Origin of the sequence: Antiquaquibacter metalliresistens, assembly GCF_029211225.1 — a bacterium.
Taxonomy (GTDB): Bacteria; Actinomycetota; Actinomycetes; order Actinomycetales; family Microbacteriaceae; genus Rhodoglobus; species Rhodoglobus metalliresistens.
The window spans coordinates 396,079-411,148 of the sequence record NZ_JARGEM010000002.1 but is presented as its reverse complement, the minus strand read 5'-3'; the positions used below and the strand labels follow the sequence as shown (position 1 = coordinate 411,148).

Genomic DNA, 15,070 nt, shown 5'->3' with positions numbered 1-15,070 from the left:
TTGACATGACCGACGCCACGCCCGCATCACGTCCGCGCCGCAAGAAGGAGGAGGTCATCGAGGACGCCGTCGTCGTCGATGAGACCGCGCCCGAGGCGGCGCCCGCAGATCGGATCTCGCAGCCGGTCGTCGAGGAGGTCGTGGTCGAGGACGCCGTGGTCGTCGCGGAGCCGCCCGCGCCCACCCGGGAGGTCATCTACGTCACCACGCCCGCGGCCCCGCGCAAGCTCGGCAACCGCGGCATCGGCTCCGCGCTCGCGCTCGCGGCGGCGGTCGTGTTCGCCGCGCTGCTCGCGCTCGCCACGGCGATCGTCGGGGTCGCCAACGGCGCGCCGTTCGGCTTCGGATTCCTCGCCAACCCGCAGTTCTACGTGCCGACGCTGTTCTTCGTGATCGGGCTGGTGCTCGTGGTGCTCGTGGTCAATCGTGCCAACTGGTGGGTGCACATCGTCGGCAGCATCTTCGTCGGCCTGATCGTGTATTTCGGCACCATCGGCCTGGGGCTGCTGACCACCGGCATCGTGCAGAACACCCCGGCCGAGGCCGCTGCCCGGTTCTCGGCGCAGCTGCTCAACCCGTTCGTGATCATCGCCGCCTTGCTCGCGCGGGAGGTCGCGTTGTGGACCGGTGCGATCCTGTCGCGTCGCGGACGCAAGCTCCGGGTGCGCAACGCGGAGGCTCACGAGGCGTGGCAGCGCGAGGTCGCGGAGACGAAGGCCGAGGGGCAGCGCCTCGCGGCGCAAGCCTCCGGCACGCTCTAGTCGCAGCTACGCTCTGCGCGAATCCGGCCCCGGGCGGGCCCCGCGGGATTGACCGCGTTTGACCCGGCGACTATTCTTGATCGGGTGTGCGCTTTGCCGCGCCATTGATGCCTGCCCGCCCATTCGGCGGCCGGCGAAGGTGAGCGGCGCTGGCACATCAGGGATTCGTCCGTCGGACGGCCCCCACGGCATACCCAACGAATCGCTCGAGGCTTCTCGGCGTGCCGTCGGGTGAGATGTCAAACACATCAACCCGCTGTCACCGTGCAGCGACTACAAGGAGTTACTGAGTGCCTACCATCCAGCAGTTGGTGCGGAAGGGACGCTCGCCGAAGGTCACCAAGACCAAGGCGCCCGCCCTGAAGTCCAACCCGCAACAGCGCGGCGTCTGCACCCGCGTCTACACCACGACCCCGAAGAAGCCGAACTCCGCGCTTCGCAAGGTGGCTCGTGTCAAGCTCTCCAACGGCACCGAGGTGACCGCCTACATCCCCGGCGAGGGCCACAACCTCCAGGAGCACTCGATGGTGCTCGTGCGCGGCGGTCGTGTGAAGGACCTCCCGGGCGTGCGCTACAAGATCGTGCGCGGCGCGCTCGACACCCAGGCCGTCAAGAACCGCAAGCAGGCTCGCAGCCGCTATGGAGCGAAGTTGGACAAGAAGTAATGCCTCGTAAAGGACCAGCACCCAAGCGCCCCGTCGTCGCAGACCCCGTCTACGGCGCACCCATCGTCAGCCAGCTCGTCAACAAGATCCTGCTCGACGGCAAGAAGGGCCTCGCCGAGCGCATCGTCTACGGTGCACTCGAAGGCGTCGCCACGAAGTCCGGTCAGGATGCCGTCGTCACCCTCAAGAAGGCGCTCGACAACGTGCGCCCCACCCTCGAGGTCAAGTCGCGTCGCGTCGGTGGCTCCACCTACCAGGTGCCCGTCGAGGTCAAGCCGCACCGCGCGAACACGCTCGCGCTGCGGTGGCTCACGAGCTACGCCAAGGGCCGTCGCGAGAAGACGATGACCGAGCGTCTCACCAACGAGATCCTCGACGCGTCGAACGGTCTCGGTGCCGCGGTCAAGCGCCGCGAAGACACCCACAAGATGGCCGAGTCCAACAAGGCCTTCGCGCACTACCGCTGGTAACTCTCCGGTGATCGAGCCTGTCGAGATCATCCGGTCTCGACAGGCTCGACGCAGGTCTCGACAAGCTCGACCACCAACACTTCGAAAGTAAGGAACCCCCGTGGCACAGGACGTGCTCACCGACCTCACCAAGGTCCGTAACTTCGGCATCATGGCGCACATCGATGCCGGCAAGACCACCACCACCGAGCGCATCCTGTTCTACACGGGCATCACCCACAAGATCGGCGAGGTGCACGACGGGGCCGCGACGATGGACTGGATGGCGCAGGAGCAGGAGCGCGGCATCACGATCACGTCTGCCGCGACCACGTGCTTCTGGAACGGCATCCAGCTCAACATCATCGACACCCCCGGTCACGTGGACTTCACCGTCGAGGTGGAGCGCAACCTGCGCGTGCTCGACGGCGCGGTCGCGGTGTTCGACGGCAAGGAGGGCGTGGAGCCCCAGTCCGAGACGGTGTGGCGCCAGGCCGACAAGTACGACGTGCCGCGCATCTGCTTCGTCAACAAGATGGACAAGCTCGGTGCCGACTTCTACTACACGGTCGACACGATCGTGAAGCGTCTCGGTGCCAAGCCCCTGGTCATCCAGCTCCCCATCGGTTTCGAGAACACCTTCGAGGGTGTCGTCGACCTGGTCGAGATGCGTGCCCTCACGTGGCGTGGAGACGCCAAGGGTGACGTCGAGATGGGTGCGAAGTACGCGATCGAGGAGATCCCGGCCGACCTGGTCGAGAAGGCCAACGAGTACCGGGCGATCCTGATCGAGACCGTCGCCGAGGCCGACGACGCCCTGCTCGAGCGTTACCTCGAGGGCGACACCGACTTCAGCGTCGCCGAGATCAAGGCCGCGATCCGCAAGCTCACCATCGCGAGCGAGCTCTACCCGGTGCTGTGCGGTTCCGCGTTCAAGAACCGCGGCGTGCAGCCCATGCTCGACGCGGTCGTGGACTACCTGCCGTCGCCGCTGGACATGCCGGCGATCGAGGGTCACGACGTGCGCGATGAGGAGAAGGTCATCGAGCGCCACGCCGACTCGAGCGAGCCGTTCTCCGCGCTCGCGTTCAAGATCATGACGCACCCGTTCTTCGGTCGCCTCACCTACATCCGCGTCTACTCGGGCAAGCTCGAGTCGGGTGGCCAGGTCGTCAACTCGACCAAGGGCAAGAAGGAGCGCATCGGCAAGATCTTCCAGATGCACGCCAACAAGGAGAACCCGGTCGACTCGGTCACCGCCGGTCACATCTACGCGGTCATCGGTCTCAAGGACACCACCACCGGTGACACCCTGAGCGACGCGAACAACCAGGTCGTGCTCGAGTCGATGACGTTCCCGGCCCCCGTGATCGAGGTCGCGATCGAGCCGAAGACGAAGGCCGACCAGGAGAAGCTGGGCACCGCGATCCAGAAGCTCGCCGAGGAAGACCCGACGTTCCGCACCGAGCAGAACCAGGACACCGGCCAGACCATCATCAAGGGCATGGGCGAGCTGCACCTGGACATCCTCGTGGACCGCATGAAGCGCGAGTTCAACGTCGAGGCCAACGTCGGCAAGCCGCAGGTGGCCTACCGCGAGACGATCCGCAAGACGGTCGAGAAGTACGACTACACCCACAAGAAGCAGACCGGTGGTTCCGGCCAGTTCGCGAAGGTGCAGATCACGCTCGAGCCGCTCGAGGTCACTCCGGAGACGACGTACGAGTTCGTCAACGCCGTGACCGGTGGTCGCGTGCCGCGCGAGTACATCCCTTCGGTGGACCACGGCATCCAGGACGCGATGCAGGTCGGCGTGCTGGCGGGCTACCCGACCGTGGGCGTGAAGGCGATCCTCGTCGATGGCGCGTCGCACGACGTCGACTCCTCGGAGATGGCGTTCAAGATCGCCGGATCGATGGCCTACAAGGAGGCCGCGCGCAAGGCGAGCCCCGTACTGCTCGAGCCGCTGATGGCCGTCGAGGTGCGTACGCCCGAGGAATACATGGGCGACGTGATCGGCGACCTGAACTCGCGGCGCGGGCAGATCCAGTCCATGGAGGATGCGACCGGCGTCAAGGTCGTCACCGCCAAGGTGCCGCTGTCGGAGATGTTCGGATACGTCGGAGACCTTCGGTCGAAGACGTCCGGGCGTGCTGTGTACTCCATGACGTTCGACAGCTACGCGGAGGTCCCGAAGGCTGTTGCCGACGAGATCGTCCAGAAGAGCAAGGGCGAGTAACCCTCTCAGGGCCTCTCACCCAAAACCCAAGTAACATATCCACACACCATCGTCGAGCATCCGGAAGCCCTTCGGATGCCGTCAACCGAGTCCTGAGGAGGACCCACAGTGGCTAAGGCCAAGTTCGAGCGGACCAAGCCGCACGTCAACATCGGAACGATCGGTCACGTCGACCACGGCAAGACGACGCTCACCGCGGCCATCTCCAAGGTGCTCGCGGACAAGTTCCCGTCGGCGACCAACGTCCAGCGTGACTTCGCGTCGATCGACTCCGCTCCCGAGGAGCGCCAGCGCGGCATCACCATCAACATCTCCCACGTGGAGTACGAGACGCCGAAGCGCCACTACGCGCACGTCGACGCCCCGGGCCACGCGGACTACATCAAGAACATGATCACGGGTGCCGCGCAGATGGACGGCGCGATCCTGGTCGTCGCGGCCACCGATGGCCCGATGGCGCAGACCCGTGAGCACGTTCTGCTCGCCAAGCAGATCGGTGTTCCGTACCTGCTCGTCGCGCTCAACAAGGCCGACATGGTCGACGACGAGGAGATCCTCGAGCTCGTCGAGCTCGAGGTGCGCGAGCTGCTCGCGAGCCAGGGCTTCGACGGCGACAACGCCCCCGTCGTGCGCGTCTCCGGCCTCAAGGCCCTCGAGGGTGACGAGAAGTGGACCCAGTCCATCCTCGACCTCATGGAGGCCGTCGACAGCAGCATCCCCGACCCGGTGCGTGACAAGGACAAGCCGTTCCTCATGCCCATCGAGGATGTCTTCACGATCACCGGTCGTGGCACCGTCGTGACGGGTCGCGCCGAGCGCGGCACGCTCGCGATCAACTCCGAGGTCGAGATCGTCGGCATCCGCCCGACGCAGAAGACCACGGTCACGGGTATCGAGATGTTCCACAAGCAGCTCGACGAGGCCTGGGCCGGCGAGAACTGTGGTCTGCTGCTCCGCGGCACCAAGCGCGAGGATGTCGAGCGCGGCCAGGTCGTCGTCAAGCCGGGTTCGGTCACGCCGCACACCCAGTTCGAGGGCACCGCGTACATCCTGTCCAAGGATGAGGGTGGGCGTCACAACCCGTTCTACGCGAACTACCGCCCGCAGTTCTACGTGCGCACCACCGACGTCACCGGCGTCATCACGCTGCCCGAGGGCACCGAGATGGTCATGCCCGGCGACACCACCGAGATGACGGTCGAGCTGATTCAGCCCATCGCCCTCGAGGTCGGTCAGGGCTTCGCGATCCGTGAGGGTGGCCGCACCGTCGGCGCCGGCACGGTGACCAAGATCCTGAAGTAGTTCTCGGATCGTTACGACAGGGGTCGGGCCTTCGGGCCCGGCCCCTTCGTCGTGCGCGGACGAACGCTACGATTCCGTCATGCCGCGCCGCTTCCTCCTCACCGCCCTCCAGGCGATCCTCACCCTTGTGTTGTCGGTGCTCGGTGCCGGTCTGCTCCAGTGGTTCTTCGGGGCGTCGCCCGCCGAGGCGCTCCTCGACCAGGGCCCGCGGCTCATCCTCACCTTCATGGACGTCGGTGTGATCGCATGGCTCCTGTTGCTCATCCTCGGCGCCGCGCGGGGTGCGGGCCTCGGCTTCGGGATGCTCGGCACCGTCCTCGCGGCGCTCATCTCCGCCGCGCTCAACCTGGTGGTCGTCGTGATCGTCGCGCTCGTCCAGGGCGGTGCCGGCATCTTCGCCATCGCCCTCGGCGTGGAGGCGGGCATCATCTTCATCGTCGCCGCGCTCCTGGTCGCCCTCGTGATGTACCGCCTCGTCAAGCCCTCGAAGCCGATCGCGCCCGCCACGTAGCCTGGGCACGTGCCCAGACTCCGCCGCGCCGACACCAGCGGCCCCGGGCTTCGTCGGGTCGGCGCAGGCAGGGGCTTCACCTATCGCGGCATCGACGGCGGCCGCGTGGATGCCGCGACCCGAGCGCGCATCGAGCGCCTCGTGATCCCACCGGCCTGGACCGACGTCTGGATCTGCTCATACGACAACGGCCACATTCAGGCGACGGGGCTGGATGCCGCCGGCCGTCGTCAATACCTGTACCACCCCGCCTGGCGCGAACAGAAGGATCGCATCAAGTTCGAGAGGGCGCTGGAGCTGGCGCAGTCGCTGCCGGGCGCGCGCCGCAAGGTCACGGCGGAGCTGCGCTCCTCGGGCTTCACCCGGGACCGCGCGCTGGCCGCCGGCTTCCGGATGCTCGACACCGCCCTGCTGCGGGTGGGCTCGGAGCGTTACGCGCAGGAGCACGGCAGCCACGGCCTGTCCACGTTGCTGTGCTCGCACGCGACGGTCACGGGAGCGGATGCCGTGCTCCTGGAGTTTCCGGGCAAGAGCGGGCAGCCGTGGTCGTCCGAACTGCGCGATCCCGATCTCGCCGAGTTCATACGTGCGCTCAAGCGGCGAGGGCCGACCGCGCGGCTGCTGGCCTGGAAGGGCGAGGGCGGGTGGCATCCGGTGTCCGCGGCGGAGATCAACGAGTACGTGCGGGAGCGCACCGGGGGAGACTTCACCGCGAAGGACTTCCGCACCCTGCACGCCACGGTGGCCGCGGCGGAGGCGCTCTCGAAGGCGGGGCCGCGCCCATCCGCTTCGGCGCGAAGGCGTGTCGTGGCCGCCACGGTGCGCGAGGTCGCCACGCTGCTGGGCAACACCCCGGCGATCGCCCGCGGCAGCTACATCGACCCGCGCATCATCGACCTCTACGACCACGGACGCACCATCGAACGTGGGCGCTCCGGCGCCGGCGAGCGGGCGCTGGTGCGACTCCTGACACCGTGAGCGGCACCCTCGGCGTGAGCGCGACACGCCCGGGTTGCAGCAAATGCCCGCGTGTGGCAAACTCGTCTAGTTCAACATTTCGCCGCCTTGCGCGTGCGGATCACTCCCAGGCAGTGCATAGCCCGTCGCAGAAGCGCAGAGGCTAGGCCGCGGGGAGCAGAACCAAGCTTAAATCGACTCCCAAGGTTCGAGGGCAGAAGTACGCCCGCGTGCCTGGGACCGGTTCCTTGACACATAAACAGTGGTGCGAAGCAGAAGCACCGGGCGGTCCTGTACCGCGCGGTGGCGAATGGCTGAGCAGCTCAGGTGCACAACAGGAAGAGAGCACGTCATGGCGGGACAGAAGATCCGCATCCGACTCAAGTCGTACGACCACGAGGTCATCGACTCCTCGGCGCGCAAGATCGTCGACACGGTGACCCGTGCGGGTGCCACGGTCGTGGGACCCGTCCCGCTGCCGACCGAGAAGAACGTGATCGCCGTGATCCGCTCCCCCCACAAGTACAAGGACAGCCGCGAGCACTTCGAGAAGCGCACCCACAAGCGGCTCATCGACATCATCGACCCGACCCCGAAGGCCGTCGACTCGCTCATGCGACTCGACCTGCCGGCGGACGTCAACATCGAGATCAAGCTCTAAGTCAGCTCGAGAGCCAGAGGAAAGCCATGTCTACCACCAAGACGATCAAGGGTCTGCTGGGCACCAAGCTCGGCATGACCCAGGTCTGGGACGAGAACAACAAGCTCGTGCCCGTGACCGTGGTCGAGATCAGCCCGAACGTCGTGACGCAACTGCGCACGCCCGAGGTCGACGGCTACAGCGCCGTGCAGATCGCCTACGGCCAGATCGACCCCCGCAAGGTCACCAAGCCCCTCACCGGCCACTTCGAGAAGGCCGGCGTGACGCCGCGCCGCCACCTCACGGAGCTGCGCACGGATGACACGAGCGATTACAGCCTCGGCCAGGAGCTCACCGTCGACATCTTCGAGCCCGGCTCGAAGGTGGATGTCGTCGGCACCTCCAAGGGCAAGGGCTTCGCCGGTGTCATGAAGCGCCACAACTTCAAGGGTGTCTCCGCGAGCCACGGTGCGCACCGCAACCACCGCAAGCCGGGTTCCATCGGCGCCTCCTCGACCCCCAGCCGTGTCTTCAAGGGCATGCGCATGGCGGGCCGCATGGGTGGCGACCGGGTCACCGTGCTCAACCTCACCGTCCACTCGGTCGACCTCGAGAAGGGTCTGGTGCTCGTCAAGGGCGCCGTTCCCGGCGCTCGCGGCCGCATCGTGTTCGTCCGCAACGCAGTGAAGGGGGCGTAGCACCATGGCCAACGCATCTCTCGACGTCATCGACACCTCGGGCAAGAAGACCGGTTCGGTCGACCTTCCCGCGGCGATCTTCGACGTGCAGACCAACGTGCCGCTCATCCACCAGGTCGTCGTCGCCCAGCTCGCTGCGGCGCGCCAGGGCACGCACAAGACCAAGGGCCGCGGCGAGGTGTCCGGTTCGGGCGTCAAGCCGTTCAAGCAGAAGGGCACCGGTCGTGCCCGCCAGGGCTCGGTGCGCATGCCGCAGCACCGCGGCGGTGGCACCGTGCACGGCCCGCAGCCGCGCGACTACTCGCAGCGCACCCCCAAGAAGATGATCTCGGCGGCGCTGCTCGGTGCGATCTCCGACCGCGCGCGCGGCGAGCGTCTGACGATCGTCGACTCCTTCGGCAAGGGCGATGTGCCCTCGACCAAGGGCGCCGCAGCCGTGCTCGCCGGCATCCCCGGCAAGAACGTGCTCGTCGTGCTCGAGCGCACCGACGAGGTCAGCTACAAGAGCCTGCGCAACCTGCCGGCCGTCCACGTGCTGTGGGTCGACCAGCTGAACGCGTACGACGTGATCGTCTCCGACGACCTCGTGTTCACCAAGGGCTCCTTCGAGGCGTTCATCGCTTCGAAGTCGAAGGGCACTGCCGAGGCCGCTGGGCAGCAGAACAAGGAAGAGGCCGCCTCATGACCGCGACCACGTACAAGGATCCGCGCGACGTCATCTTCGCGCCGGTCGTCTCCGAGAAGAGCTACAGCCTGATCGACGACGGCAAGTACACCTTCGAGGTGGATCCCCGTGCCAACAAGACCGAGATCAAGCTCGCCATCGAGAAGATCTTCGGCGTCAAGGTTGACTCGGTGAACACCCTGAACCGCACGGGCAAGACCCGCCGCACGCGGTTCGGCACCGGTAAGCGCAAGGACACCAAGCGTGCGATCGTCACGCTCAAGTCCGGTTCGATCGACATCTTCACGGCTGTCGGCTAGGACCGAGGAGAACAGACATGGCTATTCGCAAGTACAAGCCCACGACCCCCGGTCGTCGCGGTTCCTCGGTCGCAGACTTCGCCGAGATCACGCGCTCGACCCCGGAGAAGTCGCTGCTGCGCCCGCTGCCCAAGACGGGTGGCCGCAACAACGCCGGTCGCATAACGACCCGTCACATCGGTGGTGGCCACAAGCGCCAGTACCGCGTGATCGACTTCAAGCGCACCGACAAGGACGGCGTCAACGCCAAGGTCGCGCACATCGAGTACGACCCGAACCGCACGGCGCGCATCGCGCTGCTGCACTTCGTGGACGGCACGAAGCGCTACATCATCGCGCCGAACAAGCTGAACCAGGGCGACATCATCGAGTCGGGTCCCACCGCGGACATCAAGCCCGGCAACAACCTGCCGCTGAAGAACATCCCGGTCGGTACCGTGATCCACGCGATCGAGCTCCGTCCCGGTGGCGGCGCCAAGATGGCCCGCTCCGCCGGCGCCTCGGTGCGTCTCGTCGCCAAGGACGGCCCGTACGCCCAGCTGCGTCTGCCCTCGGGTGAGATCCGCAACGTGGATGTGCGCTGCCGCGCGACCATCGGCGAGGTCGGCAACGCCGAGCAGTCGAACATCAACTGGGGCAAGGCCGGCCGCATGCGCTGGAAGGGCGTCCGCCCGACCGTGCGTGGTGTCGCCATGAACCCCGTCGACCACCCGCACGGTGGTGGTGAGGGCAAGACGTCCGGTGGACGTCACCCCGTCTCCCCGTGGGGCCAGAAGGAAGGCCGTACGCGTAAGCGCAACCTTCCCAGTGACCAGCTGATCGTCCGTCGCCGCAACGTCGGCAAGAAGCGCAAGTAGGAGATCCGAAGATGCCACGCAGTCTGAAGAAGGGCCCCTTCGTCGACGACCACCTGCTGCAGAAGGTCGTGAAGGCGAATGAGGCCGGCAGTAAGAACGTGATCAAGACCTGGTCGCGCCGCTCGATGATCATCCCGGCCATGCTGGGGCACACCATCGCGGTGCACGACGGTCGCAAGCACATCCCGGTGTTCGTCACCGAGACCATGGTGGGCCACAAGCTCGGCGAGTTCTCGCCCACCCGCACCTTCCGTGGACACGAGAAGGACGACAAGAAGGGACGCCGTCGCTGATGGTCGAGTCGATCGCACGCGTGAAGCACATCCGCGTCACCCCCATGAAGGCTCGCCGCGTCGTCAACATGATCCGCGGCAAGCAGGCCCAGGAGGCCCTGGCCATCCTGAAGTTCGCGCCGCAGGGTGCGAGCGAGCCGGTCTACAAGCTCGTCGCATCCGCGATCGCCAACGCGCGCGTCAAGGCGGATGCCTCGAACACCTTCCTCGACGAGCAGGACCTGATCGTCGCGAAGGCCTACGTCGATGAGGGAACGACCCTGAAGCGGTTCCAGCCGCGCGCCCAGGGCCGCGCCTTCAAGATCCTCAAGCGCACGAGCCACATCACCGTGGTGCTCGCCACCCCCGACCACATCGTCGGCGAGGCTCCGGTCGCGACCACCAAGGCAGGGAAGAAGTAATGGGACAGAAGGTCAACCCCTACGGTTTCCGTCTGGGCATCACCACCGACCACGTGTCGCGCTGGTTCTCCGACAGCACCAAGTCGGGGCAGAAGTACAGCGACTACGTCGCCGAGGACATCAAGATCCGTTCTCTGCTGAAGACCTCGCTCGACCGTGCCGGCGTCGCCCGCATCGAGATCGAGCGCACGCGTGACCGTGTGCGGGTGGACATCCACACCGCGCGTCCGGGCATCGTGATCGGTCGCCGTGGCGCCGAGGCCGAGCGCATCCGCGCCGACCTCGAGAAGCTCACGGGCAAGCAGATCCAGCTCAACATCCTCGAGGTCAAGAACCCCGAGGCCGAGGCTCAGCTGGTCGCCCAGGGCATCGCCGAGCAGCTCTCCGCACGTGTGGCGTTCCGCCGCGCGATGCGCAAGGGTCTGCAGGGTGCTCAGCGCGCCGGGGCGAAGGGTGTTCGCATCCAGGTCTCCGGTCGTCTCGGTGGCGCGGAGATGAGCCGCTCCGAGTTCTACCGCGAGGGTCGCGTTCCGCTGCACACGCTGCGCGCCAACATCGACTACGGCTTCTACGAGGCCAAGACGACGTTCGGTCGCATCGGTGTGAAGGTCTGGATCTACAAGGGCGACATCACCAACAAGGAGCTCGCTCGCGAGCAGGCCAACCAGAAGTCATCGCGACCGGACCGTCGTGACGACCGTCGTGACGGTGACCGTCGCGACAGCCGTCCGCCCCGCTCCTCGGCCCCCAAGGCCGAGGCGCCCGTCGCAGCAGGAGTTGAGGCGTAACCATGCTTATCCCACGCAAGGTCAAGCACCGCAAGCAGCACCACCCCGGTCGCAGCGGTCAGGCCACCGGCGGCACCGTGGTGTCGTTCGGTGAGTACGGCATCCAGGCGCTCACGCCCGCGTATGTCACGAACCGTCAGATCGAGGCGGCGCGCATCGCGATGACCCGCCACATCAAGCGCGGTGGAAAGGTGTGGACCAACATCTACCCCGACCGCCCGCTGACCAAGAAGCCGGCCGAAACCCGCATGGGTTCCGGTAAGGGTTCGCCGGAGTGGTGGGTCGCCAACGTCAAGCCCGGTCGCGTGCTCTTCGAGCTCGCGGGCGTGAACGAGACCCTCGCGCGCGAGGCACTCATGCGCGCGATCCACAAGCTGCCCCTCAAGGCACGCATCATCAAGCGCGAGGAGGGCGACGCATAATGGCGATCGGATCCAAGGAGCTCGCCCCCGTCGAGCTCGACACCTTTGAAGACGAGCGTCTCGTCGACGAGCTGAAGAAGGCCAAGGAAGAGCTGTTCAACCTGCGCTTCCAGTCCGCCACCGGTCAGCTCGAGAGCCACGGCCGCATTCGGGCCGTCAAGCGCGACATCGCTCGCATCTACACGATCATCCGTGAGCGCGAGCTCGGCATCCGGGCCACCCCGGTCGTCGAGGCCGCCCCCGCGAAGGCCCCCAAGAAGGCCGCCGCGAAGACCACCAGCAAGACCGAGACCACCGAGGCTGCGGCCGAGGAGTCCACTACCGAGACTGAGGAGGCGAGCAAGTAATGGCTGCTGTCACCAAGAAGGCCGAATCCGGACACGAGTCCTCCGCCCACGATGTCAAGGACGTCGAGGCTCGTGGATACCGCAAGGTGCGCCGCGGATACGTCACCAGCGACAAGATGGACAAGACCGTCGTCGTCGAGGTCGAGGACCGCGTGAAGCACCCCCTGTACGGCAAGGTCATCCGCCGTACCTCCAAGGTCAAGGCGCACGATGAGGCCAACGCGGCCGGCATCGGCGACCTCGTTCTCATCAGCGAGACCCGTCCGCTCAGCGCCACCAAGCGCTGGCGCCTGGTCGAGATTCTCGAGAAGGCGAAGTAGCTCATGCTTCAGCAGGAATCCCGAGTCAAGGTCGCCGACAACACCGGCGCCAAGGAACTCCTCACGATTCGCGTGCTCGGCGGCTCCGGCCGTCGGTACGCCGGCCTCGGCGACGTGATCGTCGCCACGGTCAAGGACGCGATCCCGGGCGGCAACGTCAAGAAGGGCGATGTGGTCAAGGCCGTCATCGTGCGCGTCGTCAAGCAGACCCGTCGTCCCGACGGTTCGTACATCAAGTTCGACGAGAACGCCGCCGTGATTCTGAAGGCCGACGGGGACCCGCGCGGTACCCGCATCTTCGGGCCGGTCGGCCGTGAGCTTCGCGACAAGAAGTTCATGAAGATCATCTCGCTGGCACCGGAGGTGCTGTAGCCATGGCAAACATTCGCAAGGGCGACCTCGTGCAGGTCATCAGCGGCCCGACCCAGGAGCGCGGTGGAGACCGCGGCAAGCAGGGTCGTGTGATCGGCGTGCTCGCCGACAAGGACCGCGTGATCGTCGAGGGCGTGAACTACGTCACCAAGCACGTGAAGGTCGGACAGACCCAGCGCGGCACGAAGACGGGCGGCATCGAGACCATGGAGGCACCGATTCACGTCTCCAACGTCGCGCTCGTCGACCCCGACACCAAGCTGCCGGCTCGCGTGGGCTTCCGCGTCGAGACGGATGACCGGGGCAAGACCACCCGCGTGCGCTTCTTCAAGAAGTCGCGTCGCGTCGAGGCCAAGAAGCCCGCAAAGGCTGCCGCCAAGAAGGCAACAACCGAGAAGGCCGCCGAGCCGGTCTCGTCGACTGCCAAGTCGAGCAACACCAACCCTGAGGACGCTGAGTAATCATGAGCACCACCGCTGCCGCGCCGACTGGCAAAATCCAGCCGCGCCTAAAGCAGAAGTACCGCGACGAGATCGCCGCCCAGCTGAAGAAGGACTTCGGCTTCACGAACGTGCACCAGGTGCCCGGCATCGTGAAGGTCGTCGTCAACACCGGCGTCGGCGAGGCCGCGCGCGACTCGAAGATCATCGAGGGCGCCGTCAAGGACCTCACCGCCATCACCGGCCAGAAGCCGCAGGTCACCGCCGCGCGCAAGTCCATCGCTCAGTTCAAGCTGCGCGAGGGTCAGCCGATCGGTGCCCATGTCACCCTTCGCGGTGACCGGGCCTGGGAGTTCCTCGACCGGCTCATCTCGCTCGCGCTGCCCCGCATCCGCGACTTCCGCGGCCTCTCGGACAAGCAGTTCGACGGCAACGGCAACTACACCTTCGGTCTCACGGAGCAGTCCATGTTCCACGAGATCGACCAGGACAAGATCGACCGCGTCCGCGGTTTCGACATCACCGTCGTGACCACGGCCAAGAACGACGAGGAGGGTCGCGCGCTGCTCAAGGCGCTCGGCTTCCCGTTCCGCACGGCTGAGAACGCCTCAGCCAACTAACCCGACCAGGTCGTCATCCGCGTAACGGATGCCGAAACCGGCCGAGACAGGAAACAACAGCAATGACCATGACCGATCCGGTCGCAGACCTGCTCACCAGGCTGCGCAACGCCAACTCGGCGTACCACGACACGGTGTCGCTGCCCAGCAGCAAGCTGAAGTCGCACATCGCCGAGATCCTCAAGACCGAGGGATACATCGCCGGCTGGAAGGTGGAGGACGCCCGCGTGGGCCAGACCCTCACCATCGACCTCAAGTACGGTCCCAACCGCGAGCGCTCCATCGTCGGGATCAAGCGCGTCTCGAAGCCCGGCCTGCGCGTGTACGCGAAGTCGACCGAGGTGCCCAAGGTGTTCGGCGGCCTCGGCGTCGCGATCCTGTCCACCTCCTCCGGTCTGCTGACCGACCGCGAGGCGACCAAGAAGGGCGTGGGTGGGGAAGTCCTCGCCTACGTGTGGTGACCTGAGATGTCACGTATCGGACGTCTGCCCATCGACATCCCCGCGGGGGTCGAGGTCAAGATCGATGGCCAGGCCATCGCGGTCAAGGGCCCGAAGGGCGAGCTCTCGCTCGTCGTCAAGAGCCCCATCGAGGCGAAGATCGAAGACGGACAGGTGCTCGTCACCCGTCCCGACGACGAGCGCGAGTCGCGTTCGCTGCACGGTCTGACCCGCACGCTCATCGCGAACCAGATCGTCGGCGTCACCGAGGGCTACACCAAGGGCCTCGAGGTCGTCGGCACCGGATACCGCGTCGCCGCCAAGGGCAACTCGGTCGAGTTCGCGCTCGGCTTCTCTCACTCCATCACCGTGGACCCGCCCGCCGGGATCAGCTTCACGGTCGAGGGCAACAACAAGCTGACCGTCAGCGGCATCGACAAGCAGGCCGTCGGCGAGGTCGCAGCGAACATCCGCAAGCTGCGCAAGCCCGAGCCCTACAAGGGCAAGGGTGTGCGTTACGCCGGCGAGGTCGTTCGCCGCAAGGCCGGAAAGAGTGGTAAGTGA

General features: G+C 66.3%; 22 protein-coding genes and 1 pseudogene. All 23 read left to right on the top strand.

The window, feature by feature from the left end:
• The first annotated feature begins 5 nt into the window (after nucleotides 1-5).
• The 23 genes and pseudogenes from PYV02_RS04950 to rplF all read left to right on the top strand — a co-directional run bounded on the left by PYV02_RS04950 (nucleotide 6) and on the right by rplF (nucleotide 15,070).
• A complete protein-coding gene (locus PYV02_RS04950) occupies nucleotides 6-761 on the top strand; it encodes a hypothetical protein (RefSeq protein WP_275756774.1) in 756 nt (251 codons plus the stop codon).
• A 290-nt stretch (nucleotides 762-1,051) separates the two neighbouring features.
• On the top strand, nucleotides 1,052-1,426 hold the full coding sequence (gene rpsL, locus PYV02_RS04945; RefSeq protein WP_275756772.1) for a 30S ribosomal protein S12: 375 nt from the start codon (nucleotides 1,052-1,054) through the stop codon (nucleotides 1,424-1,426).
• Nucleotides 1,426-1,896: a 30S ribosomal protein S7 gene (gene rpsG / locus PYV02_RS04940; protein WP_275756770.1), complete on the top strand. Its 471-nt coding sequence runs from the start codon at nucleotides 1,426-1,428 to the stop codon at nucleotides 1,894-1,896. Before rpsL ends, rpsG begins: the two co-directional genes overlap by 1 nt.
• 100 nt (nucleotides 1,897-1,996) lie before the next feature.
• The gene (gene fusA / locus PYV02_RS04935; protein WP_275756768.1) at nucleotides 1,997-4,114 is read left to right on the top strand and encodes an elongation factor G; all 2,118 of its coding nucleotides are present in this window, start codon (nucleotides 1,997-1,999) and stop codon (nucleotides 4,112-4,114) included.
• 108 nt (nucleotides 4,115-4,222) lie between these two features.
• Nucleotides 4,223-5,416, top strand: a complete 1,194-nt coding sequence (gene tuf / locus PYV02_RS04930) for an elongation factor Tu (RefSeq protein WP_275756766.1) — start codon at nucleotides 4,223-4,225, stop codon at nucleotides 5,414-5,416.
• A 79-nt stretch (nucleotides 5,417-5,495) separates the two neighbouring features.
• The gene (locus PYV02_RS04925; RefSeq protein ID WP_275756764.1) at nucleotides 5,496-5,927 is read left to right on the top strand and encodes a hypothetical protein; all 432 of its coding nucleotides are present in this window, start codon (nucleotides 5,496-5,498) and stop codon (nucleotides 5,925-5,927) included.
• A gap of 9 nt (nucleotides 5,928-5,936) precedes the next feature.
• A complete protein-coding gene (locus tag PYV02_RS04920) occupies nucleotides 5,937-6,905 on the top strand; it encodes a DNA topoisomerase IB (protein WP_275756762.1) in 969 nt (322 codons plus the stop codon).
• A gap of 331 nt (nucleotides 6,906-7,236) precedes the next feature.
• Nucleotides 7,237-7,545, top strand: a complete 309-nt coding sequence (rpsJ, locus tag PYV02_RS04915) for a 30S ribosomal protein S10 (RefSeq protein WP_009773132.1) — start codon at nucleotides 7,237-7,239, stop codon at nucleotides 7,543-7,545.
• Nucleotides 7,546-7,571: 26 nt separating this feature from the next.
• Entirely contained in the window at nucleotides 7,572-8,222 is a 651-nt protein-coding gene (rplC, locus tag PYV02_RS04910; protein WP_275756758.1) for a 50S ribosomal protein L3, read from the top strand.
• Between the two features lie 4 nt (nucleotides 8,223-8,226).
• A complete protein-coding gene (gene rplD / locus PYV02_RS04905) occupies nucleotides 8,227-8,907 on the top strand; it encodes a 50S ribosomal protein L4 (protein ID WP_275756756.1) in 681 nt (226 codons plus the stop codon).
• On the top strand, nucleotides 8,904-9,206 hold the full coding sequence (gene rplW / locus PYV02_RS04900; RefSeq protein ID WP_275756754.1) for a 50S ribosomal protein L23: 303 nt from the start codon (nucleotides 8,904-8,906) through the stop codon (nucleotides 9,204-9,206). Before rplD ends, rplW begins: the two co-directional genes overlap by 4 nt.
• A gap of 17 nt (nucleotides 9,207-9,223) precedes the next feature.
• Nucleotides 9,224-10,063 (top strand): 50S ribosomal protein L2, encoded by an 840-nt coding sequence (rplB, locus tag PYV02_RS04895; protein ID WP_275756752.1) that lies wholly within the window; start codon nucleotides 9,224-9,226, stop codon nucleotides 10,061-10,063.
• A gap of 11 nt (nucleotides 10,064-10,074) precedes the next feature.
• Nucleotides 10,075-10,356, top strand: a complete 282-nt coding sequence (gene rpsS, locus PYV02_RS04890; protein ID WP_179495085.1) for a 30S ribosomal protein S19 — start codon at nucleotides 10,075-10,077, stop codon at nucleotides 10,354-10,356.
• Nucleotides 10,356-10,757 (top strand): 50S ribosomal protein L22, encoded by a 402-nt coding sequence (gene rplV, locus PYV02_RS04885; RefSeq protein WP_275756750.1) that lies wholly within the window; start codon nucleotides 10,356-10,358, stop codon nucleotides 10,755-10,757. Before rpsS ends, rplV begins: the two co-directional genes overlap by 1 nt.
• A complete protein-coding gene (gene rpsC / locus PYV02_RS04880) occupies nucleotides 10,757-11,545 on the top strand; it encodes a 30S ribosomal protein S3 (RefSeq protein WP_275756748.1) in 789 nt (262 codons plus the stop codon). The genes rplV and rpsC overlap by 1 nt, the downstream gene beginning before the upstream one ends.
• A gap of 2 nt (nucleotides 11,546-11,547) precedes the next feature.
• A complete protein-coding gene (gene rplP / locus PYV02_RS04875; RefSeq protein ID WP_275756746.1) occupies nucleotides 11,548-11,967 on the top strand; it encodes a 50S ribosomal protein L16 in 420 nt (139 codons plus the stop codon).
• On the top strand, nucleotides 11,967-12,314 hold the full coding sequence (gene rpmC / locus PYV02_RS04870; protein WP_275756744.1) for a 50S ribosomal protein L29: 348 nt from the start codon (nucleotides 11,967-11,969) through the stop codon (nucleotides 12,312-12,314). Before rplP ends, rpmC begins: the two co-directional genes overlap by 1 nt.
• Nucleotides 12,314-12,634, top strand: coding sequence for a 30S ribosomal protein S17 (gene rpsQ / locus PYV02_RS04865; protein WP_275756743.1), 321 nt, complete (start codon nucleotides 12,314-12,316; stop codon nucleotides 12,632-12,634). Before rpmC ends, rpsQ begins: the two co-directional genes overlap by 1 nt.
• A 3-nt stretch (nucleotides 12,635-12,637) precedes the next feature.
• A complete protein-coding gene (gene rplN, locus PYV02_RS04860; RefSeq protein ID WP_179495097.1) occupies nucleotides 12,638-13,006 on the top strand; it encodes a 50S ribosomal protein L14 in 369 nt (122 codons plus the stop codon).
• Between the two features lie 2 nt (nucleotides 13,007-13,008).
• A pseudogene (gene rplX, locus PYV02_RS04855) lies at nucleotides 13,009-13,344 on the top strand (50S ribosomal protein L24); the annotation flags it as partial.
• Nucleotides 13,345-13,469: 125 nt separating this feature from the next.
• Nucleotides 13,470-14,066, top strand: coding sequence for a 50S ribosomal protein L5 (rplE, locus tag PYV02_RS04850; protein WP_275756739.1), 597 nt, complete (start codon nucleotides 13,470-13,472; stop codon nucleotides 14,064-14,066).
• 62 nt (nucleotides 14,067-14,128) lie between these two features.
• Nucleotides 14,129-14,527 carry a 30S ribosomal protein S8 gene (gene rpsH / locus PYV02_RS04845; protein ID WP_275756737.1) on the top strand — a complete coding sequence of 133 codons (399 nt, stop codon included), beginning with the start codon at nucleotides 14,129-14,131 and terminating at the stop codon, nucleotides 14,525-14,527.
• Between the two features lie 6 nt (nucleotides 14,528-14,533).
• Nucleotides 14,534-15,070: a 50S ribosomal protein L6 gene (gene rplF, locus PYV02_RS04840; protein ID WP_275756735.1), complete on the top strand. Its 537-nt coding sequence runs from the start codon at nucleotides 14,534-14,536 to the stop codon at nucleotides 15,068-15,070.

Excerpts from the sequence above, each read along its gene's own strand:
- rplV (WP_275756750.1), top strand. The coding sequence starts at position 10,356 with ATGGTCGAGTCGATCGCACGCGTGAAGCACATCCGCGTCACCCCCATG.
- rpsG (WP_275756770.1), top strand. The coding sequence starts at position 1,426 with ATGCCTCGTAAAGGACCAGCACCCAAGCGCCCCGTCGTCGCAGACCCC.
- rpmC (WP_275756744.1), top strand. The coding sequence starts at position 11,967 with ATGGCGATCGGATCCAAGGAGCTCGCCCCCGTCGAGCTCGACACCTTT.
- rplE (WP_275756739.1), top strand. The coding sequence starts at position 13,470 with ATGAGCACCACCGCTGCCGCGCCGACTGGCAAAATCCAGCCGCGCCTA.
- rpsJ (WP_009773132.1), top strand. The coding sequence starts at position 7,237 with ATGGCGGGACAGAAGATCCGCATCCGACTCAAGTCGTACGACCACGAG.
- rpsQ (WP_275756743.1), top strand. The coding sequence starts at position 12,314 with ATGGCTGCTGTCACCAAGAAGGCCGAATCCGGACACGAGTCCTCCGCC.
- rplP (WP_275756746.1), top strand. The coding sequence starts at position 11,548 with ATGCTTATCCCACGCAAGGTCAAGCACCGCAAGCAGCACCACCCCGGT.
- PYV02_RS04950 (WP_275756774.1), top strand. The coding sequence starts at position 6 with ATGACCGACGCCACGCCCGCATCACGTCCGCGCCGCAAGAAGGAGGAG.
- rplW (WP_275756754.1), top strand. The coding sequence starts at position 8,904 with ATGACCGCGACCACGTACAAGGATCCGCGCGACGTCATCTTCGCGCCG.
- PYV02_RS04925 (WP_275756764.1), top strand. The coding sequence starts at position 5,496 with ATGCCGCGCCGCTTCCTCCTCACCGCCCTCCAGGCGATCCTCACCCTT.
- rplB (WP_275756752.1), top strand. The coding sequence starts at position 9,224 with ATGGCTATTCGCAAGTACAAGCCCACGACCCCCGGTCGTCGCGGTTCC.
- rpsH (WP_275756737.1), top strand. The coding sequence starts at position 14,129 with ATGACCATGACCGATCCGGTCGCAGACCTGCTCACCAGGCTGCGCAAC.
- rplC (WP_275756758.1), top strand. The coding sequence starts at position 7,572 with ATGTCTACCACCAAGACGATCAAGGGTCTGCTGGGCACCAAGCTCGGC.
- rplF (WP_275756735.1), top strand. The coding sequence starts at position 14,534 with ATGTCACGTATCGGACGTCTGCCCATCGACATCCCCGCGGGGGTCGAG.
- rplD (WP_275756756.1), top strand. The coding sequence starts at position 8,227 with ATGGCCAACGCATCTCTCGACGTCATCGACACCTCGGGCAAGAAGACC.
- rpsS (WP_179495085.1), top strand. The coding sequence starts at position 10,075 with ATGCCACGCAGTCTGAAGAAGGGCCCCTTCGTCGACGACCACCTGCTG.
- rpsC (WP_275756748.1), top strand. The coding sequence starts at position 10,757 with ATGGGACAGAAGGTCAACCCCTACGGTTTCCGTCTGGGCATCACCACC.
- rplN (WP_179495097.1), top strand. The coding sequence starts at position 12,638 with ATGCTTCAGCAGGAATCCCGAGTCAAGGTCGCCGACAACACCGGCGCC.